We start from the raw sequence: 22,340 nt of genomic DNA, 5'->3' as shown, positions 1-22,340 counted from the left end.
AGTGAGTACTTCAATCATCACTCATTCAGCGCAAGCCACGTCGGAGGGAGCGCCGGTTAGCCGGCGCTCCACTGCGACAGCCAAGCCTGATGAAAACGGAAACCTGACCTGCGACGTGCTGATCATTGGTTCAGGCATGGGCGGCTCGACCTTCGCCCACGCTCTGGTTGACAAGGGACTGGATGTACTGATCGTCGAGCGTGGAGACTTCCTGCCACGCGAGTCCGAGAACTGGAGCGCCGCTGCTGTATTTGGCCAAGGTCGCTACCGCAATGCCGAGCAATGGCTGGACAGCAACAACAAGCCTTTCACGCCAGGAGTGTTCTATTACGTCGGCGGCAACACCAAGTTCTATGGCGCCATGCTGCCGCGCTTCCGGGAAGTAGACTTTGGCGCGGTCCATCACGCCGAGGGTATCGCCCCGGCCTGGCCTATCACCTATGCAGAACTGGAACCGTTCTACTGCCAGGCCGAAACAATGTACAAAGTCCATGGCAACGCGGGGCAGGATCCCACTGACCCATGGCGCTCCAAGCCTTATCCATGGCCCGGTTTGAAACACGACGCAGCGTTGTTGCCGCTTGAAGCCGCAATGCAGCAAGCCGGGCTGTCACCTTTCGTCATGCCGGCAGCGGTGGACTACGGCACTGATCGGGCTTGCATACTCTGCTCCACCTGTGACGGCTATCCCTGCCTGCTCGAAGCTAAAGCCGATGCGGAACTTTCGGCATTGCGTCCGGCCCTGGAAAATGGCGCCCGGCTGTTGGTCGGCACGAAAATCGATGTTCTATGGACCTCTGAAGACGGCACACGCGTCACCGAGGCCAGAGGCACAAAAGACGGCAGACCCGTCAGGATCGTGGCCAACCGAGTTGCATTGGCCTGCGGGGCGGTGAACAGCGCCGCCCTGCTCCTGCGCTCACACAATGCACAACACCCTAATGGACTGGGCAACAGTTCCGATCAGTTGGGGAGAAACTACATGGTGCACAACAGCACCTTCATGATTGCCGTTGATCCACGACGCAGTAATGACGTGAAGTTTCAGAAAACCCTGGCGATCAACGACTGGTACACCGCCGGTAACGGCAACGCCTTCCCGCTGGGTAATGTGCAAATGCTGGGCAAGATTCGCGAACCCATGATCACCCCCATGCGCCCGTGGATTCCCAAAATGGTGTCCCGCTACATCACCGCGCACAGCGTCGATCTCTACCTGACTTCGGAAGATATTCCGACCCAGGATAATCGCATCGAATACGATGCCGAACGCGACTCTATCAAGGTGCACTGGACCCCCAACAACCTGAGTGCCCACGCACAACTGGTCAGGCGTACGAGCCAAATGATGAAAAAAGCCGGCTATCCATTGATCCTGACCGAGCGCATGGGCATCGGTACCAACTCGCATCAATGTGGTACAGCCGTGATGGGCAATGATCCGGCGAAAAGCGTCGTGGATGCGAGCTGCAAGATGCATGACCTGGACAACGTCTGGATCGTCGACAGCGCTTCGTTTCCCTCCTCGGCAGCCGTTAACCCGGCGCTCACCATTGCCGCCAATGCCTTGCGCGTCGCTGCCAATTTCCATTGATAGAAGCGCCCCCTCGGGGACGCTACGCTTTCGCTGACAGGAATTTGTTAAAACATGAACAAGATCGACAATAGCCTCGTCACACCACGGATCCGCAGGGCCAGAATCGCTACCTTCGCGGGTTTTATGATGATCGGCGCAATGCTGTATATCTGGTCCACGGGTGTCTCCGCTTTTCGACACCACATGGGCCTGAACGGCGACCTCGGCGATGCCAACTTCGGCATGATAGCCTTCGGTATCGGCGTCGGCAGTGCCGCCGGGTCCTTCCTGGTTGGCCTGTTCCTCGACAGGTTCGGGGCCAAGAAGGTGATCCTGGCCACTGCCATTGCCTACCCCCTCTCAATCATTCCCCTGGGCTTTACCACCGACTTCAACTTCGCCCTGTTCTTCGGCGTGGTCCTGGGGTTATTGCGCGGGGCAACCGATACCGCGTTCAACACCCATGGTGTGCAAGTGGAACGCTTCTACCAACGCTCGATCATGACATCGTTCCACGCGGCCTATGCCTTGGGCGGCTTTCTACTGGGCATGGTGGGAAGTCTGTTCGCAGCCCGATTTACCGAAAGCGCTGCAGTACCCTTTGCAGTGCTGGGAGGCTTCACGATTGTTGTAGGAGCGGCTGTTGGGTATTTCATGTTGGAAAAACATGAAGTCGTCGCACACGTGGAGGCTATGCCTGCCGCGAACGCCGGCGTAGCGAAGCGTTCGTCGAACGCAACAATTTTGCTGATGATCGGGTTCGGCATTCTGTTGCTGGGCAGCATGGTCGGTGAAGGGACAGTAGCGGACTGGGGGCAGGAATATGGGCGGCGCGTACTGGGTGCGACAGCGTCGAGTGCCGGCATTGCCGTCTCAGTGTTCACCGGGGCGGAGTTTTTCGCCCGCTTGTTCGGTGATCGATTTGCCGCTTGGGTCGGTCCGGCTCGAATGGTGTTGATCAGCTCTTTGGTGGCGATCGGTGGCTTGCTGGTAACCGTGGTATTCCATACCCACCTGGCCGGTCTCATTGGCTTCGCTATGTTCGGCCTCGGGCTAGCCTGCATCGCGCCACTCATGTTGTCGAGCGCCGGTCGCAAGGACCCGGCCAACGCCGGACGCAATATCGGCATCGTCAATTGCATCGGCTACTCCGGCATGCTGCTGGGACCTGCCGCCCTGGCATACGTGGTGAGCACATTCGGCATCGACAAACTGCTCTATTTCCCGATGCTGCTGATGGTTTCGCTGGCTCTGTTCGGCCCTGCGCTGATGCGCTCGACACGTACACCGAAAGCCACTGTCGATAGTTCACCCCAATTGCAAAAGTGTCTGTGACTCAAGCGCAGCCTTTGCCGCTTGGCTTAGCTATGTAAGAAGAGGTCAATATGGATCTGAAGGCAGACCTGACGGTAATTATTCGGCAGGAGGATGAGCTTAAATTTGAAAACTTTGATGAAAACACAGCGTGGCAACTTGGCTCGGTCCTGTACAACCGGGCGACCTCCCAGCAGTGGCCCCTGGTCATCGACGTGAGGCTCTTTGACCGCCCGCTTTTCCTCGCCGCCACGTCCGGCGTCACCGCAGACAATCATGATTGGGTGAAACGCAAGACCAATACGGTCCAACGGTTCCTGTGCAGCTCCTACCGAATTGCGCAACAGCTCAAACTGGAAGAGAAGAGCATCATGGAACGCTATCACTTGTCGCCAGCGGATTACGCCAGTGTCGGCGGCGGTTTTCCCATTGCTGTGCGTGGAGCGGGTGTAATCGGCAGCGTGACGGTTTCAGGTTTACCGGATCGACAAGATCATCAGATTATTGTCGACGCCCTGTGTGCCTTGCTGGACAAGCATCCAGCCTCACTTACGCTCGCGCCACCTATGGCCTGAATCGCCTGAGCCTCGTCTTTTTGCCAATACGCCTGCGTCTGGTCCTCGATAGCGAGGTCACGGGCCACCTCAGGAAGTCGGCCCAAGGCGTGGTTCAGGGTGCTCCCGACTGAAGCGGCGCCCGCAGCCGTTTGACCCATTGAGATGATGTAGATAGACAAGGGTTGCGCCCACTTCGCGCGAGGATCGTCAGAGCGCCAAGCCCCCTCCCTACATCACTCTCGCCCAAGCCAGAGCGTGGCCTCCTTCCAGGCCCCCACCGTCACCAGCTCTTCCAAGGTCTCCAACAGAATCTTTTCCCAGCTCAGCGCCAACCGGCTGTTCCTGCGGTCCTTGAGCGTGGTCAACGAAACCGCGTTACCTGACCTTCGTCTCAAGACGTTTCATATCGACCCTAGCGCTGCCCCTTCTTCAACCCCTTCAATCGCACAGTCGCACGTTGCACCGTGGCCATTTTTTCGGGCCGTTTCATGCGCTTCCACTTCCTGATCTCGTCCTTGCTTCGCCCGCAGCTTACACACAGGTCGCCACTCAGTTGGCAGATCGAGATGCAGGGGTTTTCGATTTCTTTCGCCATCGTCAATAACCTCTGCCGAGACGCTTGCGCCAATCGCCACTCTGCGAGCGTTGGCACTCTTGCTCCGAGTCAAAGCGGACATTGCGATCTGACAGCGCCAGGTGGAGGTTGGCCTTGTCCAACGCCATGGCCGTCAGCTCAACGATGCGAGCCTTGGCCTCTCGCTGGGCGAGCTTGCTGTCCTCCAGGGTCTCGAAGACCCAAATGACCGTCAGTGTTTCGGCCAGCGCGTCCGGGTCAGCGATGTGGGTCAGCCAGGTAAATCCCTGGATTTCACATTTTGCGGTTTCACACGCCTCGGTCAGCGCGCGGATCAACTGGCGTTCGGTTCGCGCCCGCTCGCGTTTTCCTGGGGGCATTGCGTGTTCCTTGGAGATATTGGATTGGTTCAAGCCGTTCGAAATTCGACCGTCAGGTGGCTGATCTCGTGGACCGGCTTGAGACGCTCGCGAATGCTTTCGGCGTTCACGCCGGCCTCACCGAGGACGCTCACGATGGCGGCGTGGGCTTGAGGCCCGACTCGCCAGACATGCAAGTCGGTGATCGTGGCATCCCCCGGTTGCTCGATCAGTTCGCGGATTTCCTCGGCAACGTGCGCATCGGTCTGATCCAGCAGTACGCCTGCGGTGCTCCCCATCAAGGTCCATGCCCAACGGGCGATGACGATGGCGCCGACGATGCCCATGACCGGATCCAGCCAGACCCACCCCAGATACCGGCCGGCAAGCAATGCGACGATGGCCAGCACCGAGGTCAGCGCATCGGCGACGACATGGACGTAGGCTGACCTGAGGTTGTTGTCCTGCCCGTGGTGGGCATGGGTATGGACGTGATCATCGTGATCGTGTCCATGACTGTGCCCGTGACCCAGCAACAGCGCGCTGACGAGGTTGACCACCAATCCGGCCAGGGCGATGAGCGTCGCCGTGCCGAACTGGACGTCCGTCGGTTGCAGGAGGCGCATGACCGACTCAACGCCGATGCCCAGGGAAACCATGCCGAGAATCAGCGCCGAGGCGAACCCACCCAGGTCCCCGACTTTGCCGGTGCCGAAACTGAAGCGCTGGCTGGTCGCGTGGCGCCTGGCGTAACCGTAGGCGGCCGCCGAAATGCCCAGGGCGCCCGCATGGGTCGCCATGTGAAAGCCATCGGCCAACAGCGCCATCGAACCGGTGATGTACCCGGCGGCGATTTCGCCGACCATCATCACCACCGTCAGCGCCACGACCCATAAAGTGCGCTTGGCATTCTCATCGTGGGCCGCGCCAAGGAACAGGTGCTGGTGGGTGTAGTTGCTGTGCGTGTTATTCATGGGGATGGGCCTGGCCGTGGTCACTTGGCGTAGCGGTGAATGGCTTCGAGAAGTTCCTCGACGCCCTGGTTGCGCTGTTCTTGCGTGAGCCCAGGGTTGGCCACATGTTCGCGCGCGTGATCCTCGATGATCTGCTCCATCAAGCCGTTGATGGCACCGCGGGTGGCTGCGACGAGGTGCAGGGTCCTGGCGCAATCGAGGTCCGATTCCAGGGCCCGCTCAACCGCCTGGATTTGCCCGGCAATGCGTTTGACGCGCTTGAGCAGGTCGTCTTTGTTCGCGGCCATATGCCCCATGAAGTACCCTCCTGTCGATCGTCCGGCATCATAGGCATACCCCCTACCCCTATACAAGCATGGGCAGACGAAGGGATTGTCCTGCCGGCTCCCCTGGTTTCATGAATTTGCCAGCGCGACTGACTTCCTCGCACCGCGGGTTGTCATAGATAACTTGTGCAAGAGGCGTTCAATCGGCTGGAAGTATCGAGCGGCCCGCCTGGCTCGCGGGCCATCGCGCCGCGAGCGCCTCAAAGCGAATGTAACGTGGGAGAATCTCTCCCGACTTGATCCTTTCGGAGGCCACCATGCTTCGTGTGTTCGAACGAAGACTCGATCCTTTCCCACCCGATGAAGTGCCCCCGCCGCCGGTTGGCCTGGTTCGTTTCCTGTGGGCCTGCACCCGGGGCGCCCGCGGCTACATCCTCGTGTTTGCGTTGCTGAGCGCCAGCGTATCGATCTATGAAGCCTGGTTGTTCTCGTTTCTCGGGCAGGTGGTGGACCTGTTGTCGACCTGGCAGGCTGGCGGCGCCGCGCGGGGCCAGGAAAGCCGCGTGCTGTGGGGGATCGGCATCGTGCTGGTCACCAGCATCGGGCTGGTGGCGTTGCGGACGATGGTGCAGCACCAGGTGCTGGCGATCAATCTACCGCTGCGGCTGCGCTGGGACTTCCACCGCCTGATGCTGCGGCAAAGCCTTTCGTTCTTTTCCGATGAATTCTCCGGCCGGGTCACGACCAAGGTCATGCAAACGGCGCTGGCGGTGCGCGAGGTGCTGTTCACCGTCATCGAGATCGCGCCCGGGATAGGCGTGTACTTCATTGCGATCATTGCCCTGGCCGGTGGTTTCGCCTTGAAGCTGATGCTGCCGTTCATTGCCTGGATCGTGTTGTTCGGGCTGGCCATGCTGTATTTCGTACCGCGCCTGGGGCAAGTCGGCCAGGAGCAGGCCCATGCGCGCTCGTCGATGACCGGGCGCATCTCGGACGCCTACACCAACATCACCACCGTGAAACTGTTCTCCCACTCCAAGCGCGAGGCGCATTTCGCGCGGGCGGCGATGGAGGACTTCAAGCAGACCGGCTTTCGCCAGATGCGTCTGGTCAGCCAGTTCGAGATCGTCAACCAGGCCCTGGTGGTAGGGCTGATCCTTGGCGCCGGCGGCTACGCCCTGTGGCTGTGGCACCAGGGTGAAGTCGGTACCGGCGCGGTGGCGGCGATCACGGCCATGGCGCTGCGGATCAACGGCATGTCGCACTGGATCATGTGGCAGATGACCTCGCTGTTCGAAAGCATCGGCACCGTGCAGGACGGCATGGAAACCCTGACCCGGGGCCCGAAGGTCCAGGACGCGCCGGATGCCGGCGTGCTGGTGCCCGCGGGCGGCGCGGTGACGTTCGACAACGTGAGCTTCAACTACAGCGGCGAGCGCCAGGTGCTCGATGGCTTGAGCCTGAGTATCCGCCCGGGCGAAAAGATCGGTCTGGTGGGACGCTCCGGCGCCGGCAAGTCGACGCTGATCAACCTGCTGTTGCGTTTCTACGACGTGGACAGCGGCGAAATCCGCATCGACGGGCAGAACATCGCCAAGGTCACCCAGGACAGCCTGCGCAGTGCCATCGGCATGGTCACCCAGGACACGTCCCTGCTGCACCGTTCCATTCGCGACAACATCGCCTACGGCCGCCCGGACGCCACCGACGCGCAGATCCAGGAAGCCGCGGCGAACGCCCAGGCCGATGGTTTCATCCGCCAGTTGAGCGATCGGCAAGGCCATACTGGCTATGACACCCTGGTGGGCGAGCGCGGCATCAAGCTTTCCGGGGGGCAGCGCCAACGCATCGCCATCGCCCGGGTGATGCTCAAGAATGCCCCGATCCTGTTGCTGGACGAAGCCACCAGCGCTCTGGACTCGGAAGTCGAAGTCGCCATCCAGGAGAGCCTCGACGAAATGATGCAGGGCAAGACCGTCATCGCCATCGCCCATCGGCTCTCGACGATCGCGGCCATGGACCGGCTCATCGTCATGGACGACGGACGCATCATCGAACAAGGCACCCACGCCGAATTGCTCGCCAGGAACGGCACCTATGCCCGGCTGTGGCAACACCAGAGTGGCGGCTTCCTGGGTGAGGACCAGGGGGTGGAGGAAGCGATGGCGTAGGCTTGGGTGTGGACGGATGGAGTGATGACCTGACAAGTTCGCGGCACCTGCAACGCAAAGCGCCGCTCAACGAGCGGCGCCTTGTTGTTCGACAAGTTCGGGAACCCGTATCAAGCGATCAGATCGTTGGCGCTCAAGCTGGTAACACCTACCAGTTGGATTTCGAAATCCGCCCCCAGATCACCGTTGACGTTGCCGTAGAGCACTTGGTCGACGAAGCGCAACTGCCCTGCCCCGGTGAAATCATTCGAATCGATGAAGCTGAACGTATCGATTAATGCGTTCTGGAGATTGGCAACGACGTTCGACAGGTCAAGTTTGTCTCCCTGGAGGCTGCTGAAGTCGAGAATTGTATCGCTGGCGCTGCCCAGCCCCATTTCGTTCAAGGCGCTGAAAACAAATCGATCGCCCCCCGTGCCTCCCGTAAGCGTATCGGTGCCGGTGCCGCCCACCAGAATATCATTGCCGGCACCGCCATCGATCCTGTCGTTGCCACCCCCACCGGCCAGCACGTTATTGCCCGCGTTGCCAGTCATCACGTTATTCATGAAATTACCGCCACCGGAGACGTTGCCTGCGCCGATCAGCGTGAGGTTCTCCAGGTTGGCCCCCAGGCTCCAATCCACCGAGGACAGCACAGTGTCCACTTCGCTGGCCTGGGTGCTGGTTTCACTGATGACGTCCTTGAGGTTGTCGACCACGTAAATGTCATTACCGGCACCACCGATCAGTGTGTCGATACCGCTGCCACCATCCAGTACGTTGTTGCCGGCATTGCCCGTCATCACGTTATTCAGGAAGTTGCCACCGCCGGAGAGGTTGCTGGCGCCAGTCAGCGTGAGGTTCTCCAGGTTGGCACCCAGGCTCCAGCTCACCGATGACAGCACGGTGTCGATTTCGCCGGCTATGCTGCTGGTTTCGCTGATGACGTCCTTGAGGTTGTCGACCACATAGATGTCGTTGCCGGCACCACCGATCAGCGTGTCGATACCGCTGCCACCGTCCAGCACGTTGTTGCCCGCGTTGCCGGTCATCACGTTGTCCAGGAAATTGCCGCCGCCGCTGAGATTGGCTGTGCCGATCAGCGTGAGATTCTCCAGGTTGGCACCCAGGCTCCAGTTCACCGAAGCCAACACGGTGTCGATTTCACTGGCCAGCGCACTGCTTTCGCTGACGACGTCCTTGAGGTTGTCAACCACGTAGATGTCGTTACCGTTGCCGCCGATCAGCGTGTCGATACCGCTGCCACCGTCCAGTACGTTGTTGCCAGCATTTCCGATCATCACGTTGTTCAGGTAGTTGCCACCCCCGCTAAGATGCGCAGTACCGATCAGCGTGAGATTTTCCAGGTTCGCCCCCAAGCTCCAGCTCACCGAAGACTGCACAGTATCGATTTCGCCGGCCAAGGTGCTGGTCTCGCTGACCACGTCCCCAAGATCGTCGACTGCGTAGGTGTCATTGCCCGCGCCGCCAATCATGATGTCCTTGCCGCCAAGGCCATTGAGGATGTTGCCCAGGGCGTTGCCTATCAGAGTGTCGTCATTGACTGAGCCGATCGCATTTTCGATCTTGGCGCCATATGCGATTGCCAGCCCTTCATTGAAGGCCGCCTGGGTGCTCAGGTTCGTGAATGCCTGGCCAATCTTGCTGAACTGTCCTTCATTGAGGTCGATGCGAACGGCAGCAGCCTGGTTGCTCGCATCGATCGTGTCATTGCCACCAGCATCCCAAATGGTCTCGAAGACAGATTGGTCAGCGGCCCAACTGTAGGTGTTATTGCCGGTCTGCCATTGGGTATTGGCGCCATAGAGACTCTGGATCGCGGCGATGTCCAGCAACATCGGGGACGTCGGTTCGAAGGAATAACCGCTGTTGTAGCTCATGACCGTGTAACGAACATCATCGAACTGGGTCGCAAGCACCATGGTGTTGGACGGGCTCTGCGAAAAAGGATGCTTCAGGCCCAGCGCATGACCGATCTCGTGCACAAAGACCAAGTAATCATAGGTGCCATTGACGGGCGCCGGGTCATTTGTCACCGGCCCCAGCCAGACGTCGCCGGCGCTGGGAGCATTATCAGGGAAATAGCCCCAGGCAGCAGTGTCGCTGTCCATGTTCAGAAAACCACCGAATCGCAAATCACCGACTTCGGTGGAGGACTCGCTGACTTGGGTGAACTTGATGTTGGCGACCGAACTCCATTTGAACAGCGCACTGCTAATGCCGGCCTGTTGGGCTGCCGTAAGGACGTAGCCAGCCTCGTACTCGTTATCGCTGCTGTAGTTGAGCGCGAAACGAGAGGTCTCGGTTATGAAGCTATACGTCAGCGGCGTAGTGTATGTACCAGTGCTCCAGGAGTTACCCAGCCAATAGGTACCGAACAGCAAGCTGTCAACTTGCGCATTGCCGGTCAGCGTTGCGGGTGAAGCGAATGAATAACCAATTGGACTAGGCATGTGGAGCTTCCTGTTAGCAACTGCGGCCGTCCCGAAAATGTGACCGCTACAAAAAAAGGATATTTTGCATGAAGACCGTTCAGATTGATATCAAATGGCCACTTATTTAATGTTCCGTACCGTTACTAAGGCCCTACCAGCCACTTATCGGCCCGGCGAATATCCCCCCTAACCTGCCACCCCAACGATGCAAGACGAGCAAATTGGTCACGAAGCGGTATTGGGGCTGATAGAAATCACGCCGTGCGCGGAATTCATCCTTGATACTGCCCAGGACATGATCAACGTCAGCATCAGCAATGTGGGCAGGCTGGCACTTCCAACTGCGCGGTCATAGACCTGCAGCATGTAGAACGACGGGACCAGCATCAGCAGGTTGACGAAGAAACTGAAAAAACCGACGGCAACGAAGCTGCCCTTGCATACGGCAAGAGCGCGCTCCAACTCGGTCCCGGTAAAGGCTGGCATGATTTATTACCTGAGGCTTGATGGCGTTCAAGCCTGAAAACGTAAGGGGGGCGGCGCGAGACCATCTCGACATCCCTGGCTGCACACCTTTAGTGCGTCTGGCAACCGATTCCACCGAGGTGTATCGGCAGACGTACACGCTTCTAAAGAAAAAACTGATTAAAAGCGCCCCTTTAGCCTTCTAACCCTCCCCCGAACTTCGTCAACGCAGCGCGCAAAGCCCGCTGCCCCTCGCCGGTGAGCGAGCTAGCCGCCTCAATTCGCTCGCCGACCGCCAGGAGTTCTTCGCGCAAGGCCTCGCCGGCAGCGGTCAGCGCAACGAGCACCCGCCGTTCATCGTCCTTGTCGCGGGTGCGGGTCACCCTGCCGGACGCCTCCAGGCGCTTGAGCAACGGGGTGATCGTCCCGGTGTCCATGCCCAGCGTGGCTCCCAGCTCGCCCACCGATCGGGGGGCTTGATTGAACAGTTCCAGCATCGCCAGGTACTGCGGGAACGTCAGGCCCAGCGGATCCAGCAATGGCTTGTGGAGCCGCATCATTCGATTGGAAGCGCTGTACAAGGCGAAAGACAGCGGGGAGTCGATACCTGCCTTTAAGTCCTGCAGCTCGCTATTATCTAGCTCGCTAGATAACTGCGATTCAGGATCTTCGGCGACCGCGTCCGCCCCTGTCGGCGCTTGCGATGCTGCCTGTCCGGCGCGCCGGTCGTCATCCAGCAACTCATCACGAGTCGCCCGCAGGATTCGATCGGAGAAGTCCCTGTCGTCGACCGCCCGGGCGAGCACCATCGCCCCCACTATCGAGGCGACGAAACGGATGGCCTGATCCTCCCTGGATCGCCCCGGTCGCCACGCCAGGCCGGACCTCAACGACTCGATCATCCGGGCCACCCCCTGGGTAAACGAACGTCGCAACCCTGGCTCGCGCGCGACGTCGATCGCCAGCGCAGGCACGGGACAGCTGGCTTGCGGGCAATCGCGATGCTGCTCGCCGAGGTACATGGCCAGGAACGCCTCCTTGGGTACTTCACTGCCTGAGAGGGTCTGCCGCAGTTTCAGCGCCGACTGCTCCAGCCCGTATTCCAGGCTGGCGCAAGCCAGGGCTTCCTTGGAATCGAAATGCGCATAGAACGCGCCATGGGTCAGGCCTGATGCCTTCATCACTTCGGCGATGCTCGCCCCACCAATGCCCTTTGCGCGAAACAACCGGGATGCTTCTTCGACAATGCTCTCGTAGCGCTCTGCCGTCTGGCCTGAGGAATACCTCATGGGAGCCTCCATTTATTTGCTTGACGGATTGCATGATGATCATCATGCTTGCCGATAAATATGATAACCATCATACATGACGACACTGCCGCCGGCTGACTTTTTGTCTGCCAGGCCGCCCACGCAACCGCATCACTCAACAGGCTTATAAAGGCATGAAGACTTCCGCAAGCGATTCCGCCCACGCACTTCAACCCTTGACCGGCCGGACCGTGGCGTTGCTGGCCGGACTGGCCGCCATCGGCATGCTTTCCACCAACATCATCCTCCCGGCATTCCCGGTCATTGGCGACGAACTCGGAGTGACCACCCGCGAGCTGGGCTTGACGCTGTCGAGCTTCTTCATCACGTTCGCCCTCGGCCAACTGATCGTCGGGCCGCTGGCCGACCGCTATGGCCGCCAGAAGCTGGTGCTGGGCGGGCTTGGCATCTTCGTCGTCGGCACTGTCGTCGCGGGCCTTGCGCCCAACCTGGAGGTGATGATCGCCGGACGCGTCGTCCAGGCGCTGGGTGTGTGCGCGACGTCGGTGCTGTCCCGGGCGATTGCGCGGGACCTGTTCGAGGGCGAGACCCTGGCCCGCGCCTTGTCGCTGACCATGATCGCCACCGCCGCCGCGCCGGGGTTTTCGCCGCTGGCGGGCAGTGTCCTGACCGACACGCTCGGATGGCGCGCCATCTTCATCCTGGTGGGGCTGGCAGGGGTCGCCCTCGCCCTCTTCTACGTGCGCGGCCTGGGCGAAACCCATCCCGCCGACCGCCGCGCCCCGCATTCGGCCCAGAGCGTGGCGCTCGCCTATCGACGCCTGGCCTTGGACAAGCGATTCATCCTGCCGGCCGTTTCGATGAGCCTGCTGATGAGCGGACTGTTCGCATCGTTCGCCGCGGCCCCGGCCATCCTGATGAAAGGCCTCGGCCTGACGTCGTTGCAGACCGGGCTTTACTTCGCCGCCACGGTGTTCGTGGTGTTCGCCGCGGGCATGGCGGCGCCGCGCCTGGCCCACCGCCACGGCGCCCCGCTCATCGCGCTGCTGGGAATCACCTGTGCCATGGCGGGCGGTGCATTGCTGCTCGTGGGCCCCGCCCAACCCAGCCTGGGTGGCTACGCCCTTTCGATGGTGACCTTCCTCTGGGGCATGGGGCTGGCCAACCCGCTGGGCACGGCCATCGCCATGGGGCCTTTCGGCAAGGAGGCCGGAATGGCTTCCGCGCTGCTGGGTTTTGTTTCCATGGGGGCCGCCGCGCTGACCACCTGGCTGGCCTCGGTCCTGCCTTTCGCGCCAGTCACGGCCTTGGGCGGCATCCAGTTCACGGCCTGCCTGATTGCCCTGGTCCTGTTCGCCCTGAGGGGCAACTTCGCCAGACAACCCCTGCGGGGCTGAAGCCTCGCTTTTTTCTTCCTCGACACCTGGAGATTCAACATGCAAATCAAAGGCAGCGTGGCCCTGGTAACCGGCGCCAATCGTGGCTTGGGCAAGGCGTTCGTGCAGGCCCTTCTCGCGGCGGGCGCCGCCAAGGTCTATGCGGCGGCTCGCGATCCGGCCACCGTCCAAGCCCAACCGAACGTGGTGCCGCTCAAGCTCGACGTCACCCGCCCTGAAGACATCGCCGCAGCGGTCGAGGGTGTGCAGGACCTGACGCTGCTGATCAACAACGCCGGCATCCACGGCGACCGGCCCGGCCCCGGCATCAGCCTGGAGAACCTGCGCCAGGAGTTCGAGACCAATGCCGTTGCGCCGTTGGCCACCAGCCTGGCCTTCGCCCCGGTCCTGGCCGCAAACGGTGGCGGCGCGATCGTCAACATGCATTCGGCCTTGAGCTGGGTCAACCTGCCCAACACGGTCACCTATTCGGCCAGCAAGGCCGCCGCGTGGTCATTGACCAACGGCCTGCGCTTGCAGCTGGCCAGCCAGGGCACCCTGGTGGTCGGCGTGCACGTGGCCTTCGTGGACACGGACATGACACGGGGCCTCGAAGGCGTGCCAAAGGCCTCGCCCCACGATGTGGTCCAACGTGTGCTGGAAGGAGTCGCCAACGATCAGCCGGAGGTGCTGGCCGATGAGACCAGCCACCAACTCAAGCAGAACTTGAGCAACGGCGTCTACCTGCGACCGATTGCGTAGGCGGCGAATGCAAGCAGCCTGGGGCAGCCGAATGCCCCAGGCGGGAGCAAGCTCCCTCGCCACGGCTCCGGGGGTGACCCTGGAGTTTTTGATGAAAGCCGGCCGCCTTCGCGAGCAGGCTCGCTCCCACAGGGGCCAGGGGGGGGCAAAATCACTTGCACACCCCTGGCCCCTGTGGGAGCGAGCCTGCTCGCGAAAGCGGCCTATCTACAACATCAGGGCATCAAGCCTCCCAGCGACGTAACAGCAGGCTGGCATTGACCCCGCCAAAGCCGAACCCATTGGACAGTGCATGGGTGATCGGCATTTTTCGCGACCTCAGGCCGACCAGGTCCAGGCCTTCGGCCGCTTCGTCGGGTTGATGCAGGTTCAACGTGGGTGGTACGACCTGGTCGCGCAGCGCCAGCACGGTAAACACCGCCTCGACCCCGCCTGCCGCCCCCAGCAAATGCCCGGTGGCGGATTTGGTGGAGGTGATCGCCACGCCCGAATCACGCCCGAACACCGAGCGAATCGCCGCCAGTTCGCCGCTGTCGCCCACCTGGGTGGACGTGGCATGGGCATTGATGTGCTGCACATCCGCAGGGCTGACAGCGGCTTGGCGCAGCGCCTGTTCCATGGCGCGCCGCGCGCCGTTGCCGTCTTCCGGGCCGGCGGTCAGGTGGTAGGCATCGGCACTGGTGCCATAGCCGATCAGTTCCGCCAATGGCCTGGCCCCGCGCGCCAAGGCATGCTCCAGGGATTCGATCACCAGCACCCCGGCCCCTTCGGCCATGACAAACCCATCACGATCACGGTCAAAAGGCCGCGAGACTTCCTGCGCACGCTCGGCCGATCCGGTGGACAGCGCCCGGGCCGCCGCGAAGCAGCCCAGGGTCACGCGGTCGATCGCCGCCTCGGTACCGCCGCACAGGGCGATATCCGCCTCCCCGCTGCGGATCAGCCGCGCCGCATCACCGATCGCCTGCACCCCGGCGGCACACGCCGTGATGGGCGCGCCGAGCGGGCCTTTGAAACCATGCTGGATGGACACGTGCCCGGCAGCCATATTGGCCAGGAACGCCGGCGCAGAGAACGGCGACAGGCGACGCGGACCACGGGTGTCCGTGGTGCGGATGGCGTCGGCAATGGCGCCGAAGCCGCCCACGCCCGAGGAGATGATCGTCGCGGTGCGTTCCTGCTCCGCGCTGCTGGTCGGGTGCCAGCCTGCTTGCGCCAACGCTTCGTCGGCGGCCACCAGGGCGAACTCGATGAAGCGATCCATCTTCTTGCGATCCTTGGCCGCAATGACCCGCTCCGGGGCGTAACCGGCGACCGCATCGTCCTCCAGCGACGGCACCTGGCCGCCGACCGCCACCCCCGTGCCTTCGGTGATGTCGTCGGCCAACCGGCGAATACCGGACTGCCCGGCCAACAACCGCCGCCAGACCTCCTCCACCCCGCAACCCAAGGGGCTGACGAGGCCGGTACCGGTGACGACGATTCGCTTCTGACCTGCGTGATTCAACATAAGCACCTCTTCATTTCTCAATCGATGCGCCATTCGCCCACCCGACGCCCGCTGGCCACGGCCTGCGTCATTGCGCCGGGTGGACGGGGCGGATCTTGAACCAGATGGAATACATCGCTGGCAGGAACACCAGCGTCATGATGGTGCCGACTAACGTACCGCCGATCAGCGTGTAGGCCAGCGTTCCCCAGAAAACCGAATGGGTCAGCGGGATAAACGCCAGGATCGCCGCCAGGGCCGTCAACAGGACTGGACGCGCGCGCTGGACCGTGGCCTCGATGACGGCGTGGAACGGGTCCAGCCCTTCCTGTGCGTTATGGTGGATCTGCCCGATCAGGATCAGGGTATTGCGCATCAGGATGCCCGACAGCGCGATCAACCCGACCAACGCGTTGATGCCGAACGGCTGCTGGAAAACCAGCAGGGTCGGCACCACGCCGATCAGCCCCAGCGGCGCAGTGAGAAACACCATGATCATCGCCGAGATCGAACGCACCTGGACGATGATGATCAGCAGTGTCAGGGCAATCATGATCGGCACCAGCGGCACGATCGCCTTGCCGGCCTTGCCCGACTCCTCGATAGCCCCGGCCTGTTCGATCCGGTAGCCGTCGGGAAGCGTGTCGATGATCGGCTGCAATTGCTGGATGATCGCGCTCGACACGTCCGGCGGCTGCAAGCCTTCGGCGATGTCGCCGCGCACGGTAATCGTGGGCGTGCGGTCGCGCCGGCGCAGGATCGGGTCCTCCATGTGCACATCGACCTCGCCGACCTGGGACAGGGGAACCCGCTGCCCTGTAGCGCCTACCAGGGTGAAGCCCTCGATCCTGGCCGGGTCGAGGCGAATCTCCCCCGCCGCGCGGCCGACCACCTGCACCGAACGAATGTCCTCGCGTACCGCCGTGATCGGCACGCCCGCCAGGAGGAATTGCAGCTGCTGGGCAACCGCACTGGACGTCAGGCCCACGGCCTGCAGGCGGTCCTGGTCGAGGTTGAAATGCAGGGCCGGCGCCAGCGGGCCCCAATCCGTGTTGACGGTCCGCATCAATGGGCTCGCCTGCATCACGCCGCGCACCCGGCCGGCGATTTCGCGCAAGGTCGTCGGGTCCGGCCCCATCACTCGATAGGCCACCGGGAATGGCGAATAGGGGCCGAACACCAACTGCGTGACGCGGACCCGCGCCTCCGGGGCCAAGCCATCGGCGACCGCCTCGCGCAGGCGGAACTTGAGGGTTTCCCGGGCCTCCTGATCGGTGGTCAGGACCACGATCTTGGCAAACGACGGGTCGGGGAGTTCCGGCGCCATCGCCAGGTAGAAGCGCGGCGCGCCCTGGCCGATGTAGGCGGTGACGATCTTCGCCTCCTCTTGCTTTTGCAACCAGGCCTCGACCTTGGCCGTGGCGGCGCTGGTCTGCTCGATGGAGGTGCCATACGGCATTTGCACTTCGACCAGCACCTCCGGCCGGTCCGAGGTCGGGAAGAATTGCTTCTTGACCAGGCCCATTGCCACGATCGCCACGATAAACGTCGTGACGACCGTCCCCGCCACCCACCACTTGCGCGCGATGACGCGCGTCAGCAGCCGGCGGAAACGGTTGTAGTGGCGGGTGTCGTAGATGGCCGCGTGACCGCCTTCGACCTGCTTGATCTGCGGCAACATCTTCACCCCCAGGTACGGGGTAAAGGCCACCGCGACCACCCAGGAAGCGATCAGGGCGATGCCGACGATCCAGAACATGTTGCTGGTGTACTCGCCGGCGGTGGATTGTGCGAAGCCGTTGGGCATGAAGCCGATGGCCGTGACCAGCGTACCGGACAACATCGGTGCGGCCGTATGGCTCCAGGCATACGCCGACGCCTTGATCCGGTCGTAGCCCTCTTCCATCTTCACGACCATCATCTCGATGGCGATGATGGCGTCGTCCACCAGCAAGCCGAGGGCGAGGATCAGCGAGCCCAGGGTGATTCGATCGAAGTTCTTGCCAGTGGCCGCCATGACCACGAACACCACGGCCAGCGTCAACGGCACGGCGGCCGCGACCACCACGCCGACGTGCCAGCCCATGCTGATGAAACAGACCACCATCACCACCAACAGGGCGACGAAGAACTTGATCATGAACTCATCGACAGCCGAGCTGATGTTCACCGATTGATCGGTCACCTTGGCCAGTGTCATCCCCAGCGGCATGCCTGCATTGATCCGGGTCGTCTCCGCGTCCAGCGCCTTGCCCAGGTCCAGGCCGTTCCAGCCCTCGCGCATCACCACGCCCAACAGCAGGGCCGGCTCGCCGTTATTGCGCACGAGAAAGGTGGCCGGGTCCTCGTAGCCACGCTCGACAGTGGCCACGTCCGAGAGCTTCAACGTGCGCCCCTGGATCGCCAGCGGCGTCTCGCGGATCTTCTCCAGCTTGTCGAAGGCGCCGTCCACCCGAACGAAGACCTGCGGCCCGCGGGTCTCGATCGAACCGGCAGGCGTGAGCACGTTCTGGCTGTTCAGTGCGGCAAAGATGTCCTGCGGGGAAACGCCCAGGGTGGCGAGCCGGTCATGGGAGAAGGACACAAAGATCCGCTCGGGCTGCTCACCGATGATGTTGACCTTTTTCACCCCGGCCACATGCAACAGGCGCTGGCGCAACGCTTCGGCATCGCGCACCAGCACGCGCTGCGGTTCGCCACGGGCCTTGAGGGCGAACAAGGCGAAGGTCACGTCCGAATATTCATCGTTGACCAGCGGCCCGATGACGCCCGCCGGCAGCCTGGCAGCCTCGTCGTCGAGCTTCTTGCGCGCCTGGTAGAACTCCTCCTGCACTTGCGACGGCGGCGTGCGATCCAGCAGCGAGACCATGGTGAAAGCCAGGCCGGGACGGGTGTAGGTTTCCGTGCGGTCGTACCATTTCAGCTCCTGCAAGCGTTTTTCCAGCGGCTCGGCGACCTGGTCCTGCATCTCCTGGGCCGTGGCGCCCGGCCAGGCTGTGATGACAGTCAGTTGCTTGACCGTGAACGGAGGGTCCTCCGCCCGTCCGAGCTTGAAGAACGCCAGCGTGCCGGCAACGGCGATCAGGACAATCAGGAAGACGGTGATGGCGCGCTCGCGCACGGCGATGGCCGACAGGTTCAGGCTCATGGCTGGCTCCCGGCAACCTTCACCTCAGCCTGTGGGGTCAGCCGGACAGCCTCGCCCTCGTGCAACAGGTGCGCACCCAGCCCGACGATCCGCTCGCCCACCTTGAGATCGCCGGCGACCCGCGCGGTGTCGTCGCTCAAGCCCAGGACCTGGAGGGGCCGCCAGGTGACCTTGGCCGGCTCCCCGTCGATGCGCCACACGCCGGTGCCGTTGCCTGCGTCGTAGAGCGCGGCGATCGGCACTTGCAACGCCTGGCCCTGGGCGGCCCCCGCGGCGATCCGAAGCGTGACGGTCGAACCCAGCGGTGCATTGGCCAGCGTTCCTTCAAGGACATACCGCGCCTCGAAGGTACGGGTGACCCGATCGGCCGAATCCGACAGCAATCTCAGCCGCGCCGTGACGGCGCCGCCGGTGCCGCCATACAGCGTCGCCTGGGCGGTAGACCCGGCGGCGGGCCGCAGGGTCTCGGGCAGTTGCACGACGGCTTCGCGCTGTCCCGCCCGGGCCAGTCGGACCACAGGCTGGCCCGGACTGACGACCTGTCCCGGTTCGGCGAGGGTTTCCATCACCACGCCGTCGGCGTCGGCGAGCAACACGGCGTAGCCCGATGCATTGCGGGCCACATCGGCCTGGGCCTCGGCGGCGCTGAGTTGCGCTTTCGCGGTGTCGGCAGCGGCTTTGATCTGGTCGTAGCCGGAAGCGGAAATCGCCCCGGCGGCGACGAGCTCACGGTAGCGCGCCTCGTCGTCCGCGGTCTGCTTGGCCCGGGCCCGTGCCGCACTGACGGCCTCTTGCTGCGCACGTGCCTGCAAACCCAGGTCGACGGGGTCCAGACGCATCAGCGGCTGGCCTTTCTTGACGGCCTGGCCGGCGTCCACCAGCCGCTCAAGCACCTTGCCCGAGACCCGGAACCCGAGGTCGCTCTGGACACGTGCAGCCACGACACCGGTGAAGGAACGGACGGTATCGGTGGAACCCTGGACTTCAGCGACCCTGACCAGCGGGGCCAATGTGCGCGGATCAGCCGCGGTGGATGAGTCGCCACACGCCGACAACACGAGCGGCATCAGGCAAACGGCAAGGGTGACAGGTCGGAGCCGAAGCATAGGTTCCCTAACTTGAGGAGTAGGACAGGAGCCTCATTCTCAGTCGAGTGACTATTACTGTCAATCGTCACAGGCTCGTCACTCAGCCAGTTCACTCTCACCTCATAAAAACGTCACATTCCTGTGAAAGGCCGCTAGGAAGTCTGATTGACAGCAAGTGACCACAATATAATATGGTCACAAACCAACCCTACACCAGGATCCCCATGCCCCCTCTCCGCCCCATCGCCCTATGGTTCAGCGCCAGCTTGTTGGCAGGTTGCGCGGTCGGCCCGGACTACCAGCGTCCGGATGCCGCGTTTTCCGATCGTTTCCTGGGCCAGGCGGCTGTCGAACGACGCCCCACCACCGCGCCGGCCAGCCTCGCCACCTGGTGGGAGGGCTTCGGTGATCCATTGTTGACCGACTTCGTTTCCAAGGCACTGGAGCAGAACCTCGACCTGGCGCAAGCCGCCGCCCGCGTCACCCAGGCCAGGGCGGGCCTGGGGGCGGCGAATGCGGCCTTGCTGCCTTCGGCGAACGTCAGCGGGCAGGCCGCGCGCGCCTACCAGTCCATCGAGACGCCCCTCGGCCAGGTGCTCGATTCGACACCTGGCTACGATCGATACGGCAACGCCTACGAGATCGACCTCAATGCCGGTTGGGAGCTCGACCTCTTCGGCGGCCTGCGACGCGGACGCGAGGCGGCGCTGGCCGAGTACCAGGCCAGCACAGCGGGCGTCGCCGCCACGCGGTTGTTCGTGGCGGCACAAACGGCCGATATCTACCTCACTGTTCGCGGCTTGCAGGCCCGGCTGGACATCGCCAACCGCCAGGTCGCCACGCAGCGGGACCTGCTGGAGAAGGTCCGGCTGCTCTACAGCAAAGGGCTCGCCGCCAGTTACCAGGTCCACCAGACCGAGGGCTCACTGGCCCAGGTCCAGGCCAGCGTGCCAGTGCTGCAAACCGGCCTGGATGCCGCCATGAACGCGCTGGATGTGATGCTCGGTACCCCGCCTGGCACCCACCGCACGCAACTGGCCGGTGCCGCCAGCCTGCCGCAGGCCCCGCAGATCTCAGCGATGGGCACCCCGGCCGACCTGCTCCGCCGACGGCCTGACCTGATCGTGGCAGAGCGTCGCCTGGCCGCTTCCAACGCGCGCATCGGCGAGGCCGTTGCCGAGTATTACCCCAAGTTCTCCCTCAGTGCATTGCTCGGCAGCGCCACGTCGGTATCGGGCGGCAACTTGTTCACTGGCGGTGCCAACCAGTCGGCGATCGCCCTGGGCCTGCGCTGGCGGCTGTTCGATTTTGGCCGCATCGATGCCCAGATCGATCAAGCCAAGGGTCGTGAAGCCGAAGCCCTGGCCGCTTACCGCCAGTCGGTGCTGCGTGCCAGCGAGGATGTCGAGAACGCCCTCTCCGCTCTGGTGAACCGCGAAGCCCAGGCCACTACCCTCACCGCCGGCGAAGCGTCCCTGGCCCAGGCTCGCCAATCGTCGTTCGTTGCGTACCAGAAAGGCACGGCCAGCCTGATCGACGTGCTGCAAGCGGACCAGACCTTGTTGCAGGCTTCCGATGCCCGGGCGCAGGCGCGAACGGAGTCGGCACGGGCCGCGGTCGCCGCGTTCCGGGCGCTCGGCGGTGGTTGGCAATCCTCCCTGGTGCAACCCGTGGCTGAAGACACCGCAACTATGTCCATCAATGTGACCAACATTAATAATGGTCACAATCCAGTCAGGCAGACGCCCAAATCCTTTGGGATTCGACGTCGAAGTTTCGTCGCGGTTGAATGACTGACCGCCGGGATGCGGTCAGGCGCTGGGCATCAAGGCATCAGGCTGCGCAGGATGAGGTTGGCGGTGAGGGTCGGGGCGTCGTCGACATAGTCGAGGTTGTACTGCAGCAACAAGGGATTGACGAAAGGCCGCAGGGCGAGGTGGATCGCATCCACGGTTTCATCCAGCGGTGTCTTGCGTTCGAACTCGCCGAGTTCGCGCCCTTCCCGGACGATCTGCACCACGAACTCGCGGATCCGCGCGTTATAGACCTGCGAGCTCGGCCAGCGCTCCGAGGCGGAAAACGCCGCGATGTCATAGAGCTTGCGATCATTGAAGAACAAGTTGACCCCAGTGGCGATCACGGTCTTGACCAGGCGCCGGAAACGCTCCGTGGCCGACAGCCCTTCTTCGGCGATGGCTTGCTCCACGGCCGCGACGATTTCTGACAGGCAGCGACCGCAGATGGCTTCGCCGATCGCCTGCTTGGAATCGAAGAACTTATAGATGTAGGCCTTGGAAAAGCCGATGGCCTTGGCCAGGTCGGACACCGTGGTCTTGCCATAGCCGTATTGACTGAAATGCTCGTTGGCCGCCGCGACGATCTGGTCGCGAATTTCGTGATCGGCCGGGCCGCGCGTACTGGGGGAAGATGACTGGTTCATGGGGGCAGCTTACGCATCCCCCGGGCGGTTGACAACGCATGACTACTTTGTAATTCGGTCACAATCTGCGGG

Annotated in this window: 16 protein-coding genes and 2 pseudogenes; 7 read left to right on the top strand and 11 right to left on the bottom strand. The window is 62.6% G+C overall.

Annotated features, from left to right (window positions below; translation table 11 throughout):
- Position 1 precedes the first annotated feature (1 nt).
- The 3 genes from Q6A48_RS11515 to Q6A48_RS11505 are packed head-to-tail and all read left to right on the top strand — an operon-like array spanning position 2 to position 3,465.
- The gene (locus Q6A48_RS11515) at positions 2 to 1,594 is read left to right on the top strand and encodes a GMC oxidoreductase (protein ID WP_304554238.1); all 1,593 of its coding nucleotides are present in this window, start codon (positions 2 to 4) and stop codon (positions 1,592 to 1,594) included.
- A 54-nt stretch (positions 1,595 to 1,648) separates the two neighbouring features.
- On the top strand, positions 1,649 to 2,911 hold the full coding sequence (locus tag Q6A48_RS11510) for an MFS transporter (protein WP_304554237.1): 1,263 nt from the start codon (positions 1,649 to 1,651) through the stop codon (positions 2,909 to 2,911).
- A 50-nt stretch (positions 2,912 to 2,961) separates the two neighbouring features.
- On the top strand, positions 2,962 to 3,465 hold the full coding sequence (locus Q6A48_RS11505) for a heme-degrading domain-containing protein (protein ID WP_304554236.1): 504 nt from the start codon (positions 2,962 to 2,964) through the stop codon (positions 3,463 to 3,465).
- A gap of 394 nt (positions 3,466 to 3,859) precedes the next feature.
- Here Q6A48_RS11505 and Q6A48_RS11500 read toward each other — a convergent pair whose 3' ends face one another.
- From Q6A48_RS11500 to Q6A48_RS11485, 4 genes are read right to left on the bottom strand one after another with little or no spacing between them, the layout of a single operon-like run.
- Positions 3,860 to 4,042 carry a DUF1289 domain-containing protein gene (locus Q6A48_RS11500; protein ID WP_304554235.1) on the bottom strand — a complete coding sequence of 61 codons (183 nt, stop codon included), beginning with the start codon at positions 4,040 to 4,042 and terminating at the stop codon, positions 3,860 to 3,862.
- A 2-nt stretch (positions 4,043 to 4,044) separates the two neighbouring features.
- Positions 4,045 to 4,401, bottom strand: coding sequence for a hypothetical protein (locus Q6A48_RS11495; RefSeq protein ID WP_304554234.1), 357 nt, complete (start codon positions 4,399 to 4,401; stop codon positions 4,045 to 4,047).
- 29 nt (positions 4,402 to 4,430) lie between these two features.
- A complete protein-coding gene (gene dmeF, locus Q6A48_RS11490) occupies positions 4,431 to 5,354 on the bottom strand; it encodes a CDF family Co(II)/Ni(II) efflux transporter DmeF (RefSeq protein WP_304554233.1) in 924 nt (307 codons plus the stop codon).
- Positions 5,355 to 5,374: 20 nt separating this feature from the next.
- Positions 5,375 to 5,650, bottom strand: a complete 276-nt coding sequence (locus tag Q6A48_RS11485; RefSeq protein ID WP_304554232.1) for a metal/formaldehyde-sensitive transcriptional repressor — start codon at positions 5,648 to 5,650, stop codon at positions 5,375 to 5,377.
- A gap of 287 nt (positions 5,651 to 5,937) precedes the next feature.
- Between Q6A48_RS11485 and Q6A48_RS11480 the strand changes: the two genes are divergently transcribed.
- The gene (locus Q6A48_RS11480) at positions 5,938 to 7,791 is read left to right on the top strand and encodes an ABC transporter ATP-binding protein (protein WP_304554231.1); all 1,854 of its coding nucleotides are present in this window, start codon (positions 5,938 to 5,940) and stop codon (positions 7,789 to 7,791) included.
- A 110-nt stretch (positions 7,792 to 7,901) separates the two neighbouring features.
- Here the strand turns inward: Q6A48_RS11480 and Q6A48_RS11475 are convergent, their stop codons facing one another.
- The 3 genes and pseudogenes from Q6A48_RS11475 to Q6A48_RS11465 form a co-directional block, all read right to left on the bottom strand.
- Positions 7,902 to 10,247 carry a M10 family metallopeptidase gene (locus Q6A48_RS11475; protein ID WP_304554230.1) on the bottom strand — a complete coding sequence of 782 codons (2,346 nt, stop codon included), beginning with the start codon at positions 10,245 to 10,247 and terminating at the stop codon, positions 7,902 to 7,904.
- Between the two features lie 249 nt (positions 10,248 to 10,496).
- Positions 10,497 to 10,715, bottom strand: a pseudogene (locus Q6A48_RS11470) (hypothetical protein); the annotation flags it as partial.
- 173 nt (positions 10,716 to 10,888) lie between these two features.
- On the bottom strand, positions 10,889 to 11,983 hold the full coding sequence (locus Q6A48_RS11465) for a transcriptional regulator, SarA/Rot family (protein ID WP_304554229.1): 1,095 nt from the start codon (positions 11,981 to 11,983) through the stop codon (positions 10,889 to 10,891).
- A 155-nt stretch (positions 11,984 to 12,138) separates the two neighbouring features.
- Here Q6A48_RS11465 and Q6A48_RS11460 point away from each other — a divergent pair, with 155 nt between their 5' ends.
- Complete coding sequence (locus Q6A48_RS11460; protein WP_304554228.1) at positions 12,139 to 13,362, top strand: multidrug effflux MFS transporter; 1,224 nt, start codon at positions 12,139 to 12,141, stop codon at positions 13,360 to 13,362.
- Between the two features lie 39 nt (positions 13,363 to 13,401).
- Positions 13,402 to 14,103: an SDR family oxidoreductase gene (locus tag Q6A48_RS11455; RefSeq protein ID WP_304554227.1), complete on the top strand. Its 702-nt coding sequence runs from the start codon at positions 13,402 to 13,404 to the stop codon at positions 14,101 to 14,103.
- Positions 14,104 to 14,326: 223 nt separating this feature from the next.
- On the opposite strand, the gene fabF is transcribed toward Q6A48_RS11455, so the two are convergent.
- From fabF to Q6A48_RS11440, 3 genes are all read right to left on the bottom strand, one after another.
- A complete protein-coding gene (gene fabF / locus Q6A48_RS11450) occupies positions 14,327 to 15,613 on the bottom strand; it encodes a beta-ketoacyl-ACP synthase II (protein WP_304554226.1) in 1,287 nt (428 codons plus the stop codon).
- Between the two features lie 67 nt (positions 15,614 to 15,680).
- Complete coding sequence (locus tag Q6A48_RS11445; protein ID WP_304554225.1) at positions 15,681 to 18,740, bottom strand: efflux RND transporter permease subunit; 3,060 nt, start codon at positions 18,738 to 18,740, stop codon at positions 15,681 to 15,683.
- Positions 18,737 to 19,846, bottom strand: a complete 1,110-nt coding sequence (locus tag Q6A48_RS11440) for an efflux RND transporter periplasmic adaptor subunit (RefSeq protein ID WP_304554224.1) — start codon at positions 19,844 to 19,846, stop codon at positions 18,737 to 18,739. Before Q6A48_RS11440 ends, Q6A48_RS11445 begins: the two co-directional genes overlap by 4 nt.
- Before the next feature lie 206 nt (positions 19,847 to 20,052).
- Here Q6A48_RS11440 and Q6A48_RS11435 point away from each other — a divergent pair.
- A pseudogene (locus tag Q6A48_RS11435) lies at positions 20,053 to 21,504 on the top strand (efflux transporter outer membrane subunit); the annotation flags it as partial.
- A gap of 149 nt (positions 21,505 to 21,653) precedes the next feature.
- Here the strand turns inward: Q6A48_RS11435 and Q6A48_RS11430 are convergent.
- A complete protein-coding gene (locus tag Q6A48_RS11430; RefSeq protein WP_304554223.1) occupies positions 21,654 to 22,268 on the bottom strand; it encodes a TetR/AcrR family transcriptional regulator in 615 nt (204 codons plus the stop codon).
- Between the last annotated feature and the right edge of the window lie 72 nt (positions 22,269 to 22,340).

The sequence above is a fragment of the Pseudomonas citrullilanati genome (genome assembly GCF_030580855.1).
Lineage (GTDB): Bacteria > Pseudomonadota > Gammaproteobacteria > Pseudomonadales > Pseudomonadaceae > Aquipseudomonas > Aquipseudomonas citrulli.
The sequence above is the reverse complement of the archived record's forward strand: the minus strand, read 5'-3'. Positions and strand labels throughout refer to the sequence as shown.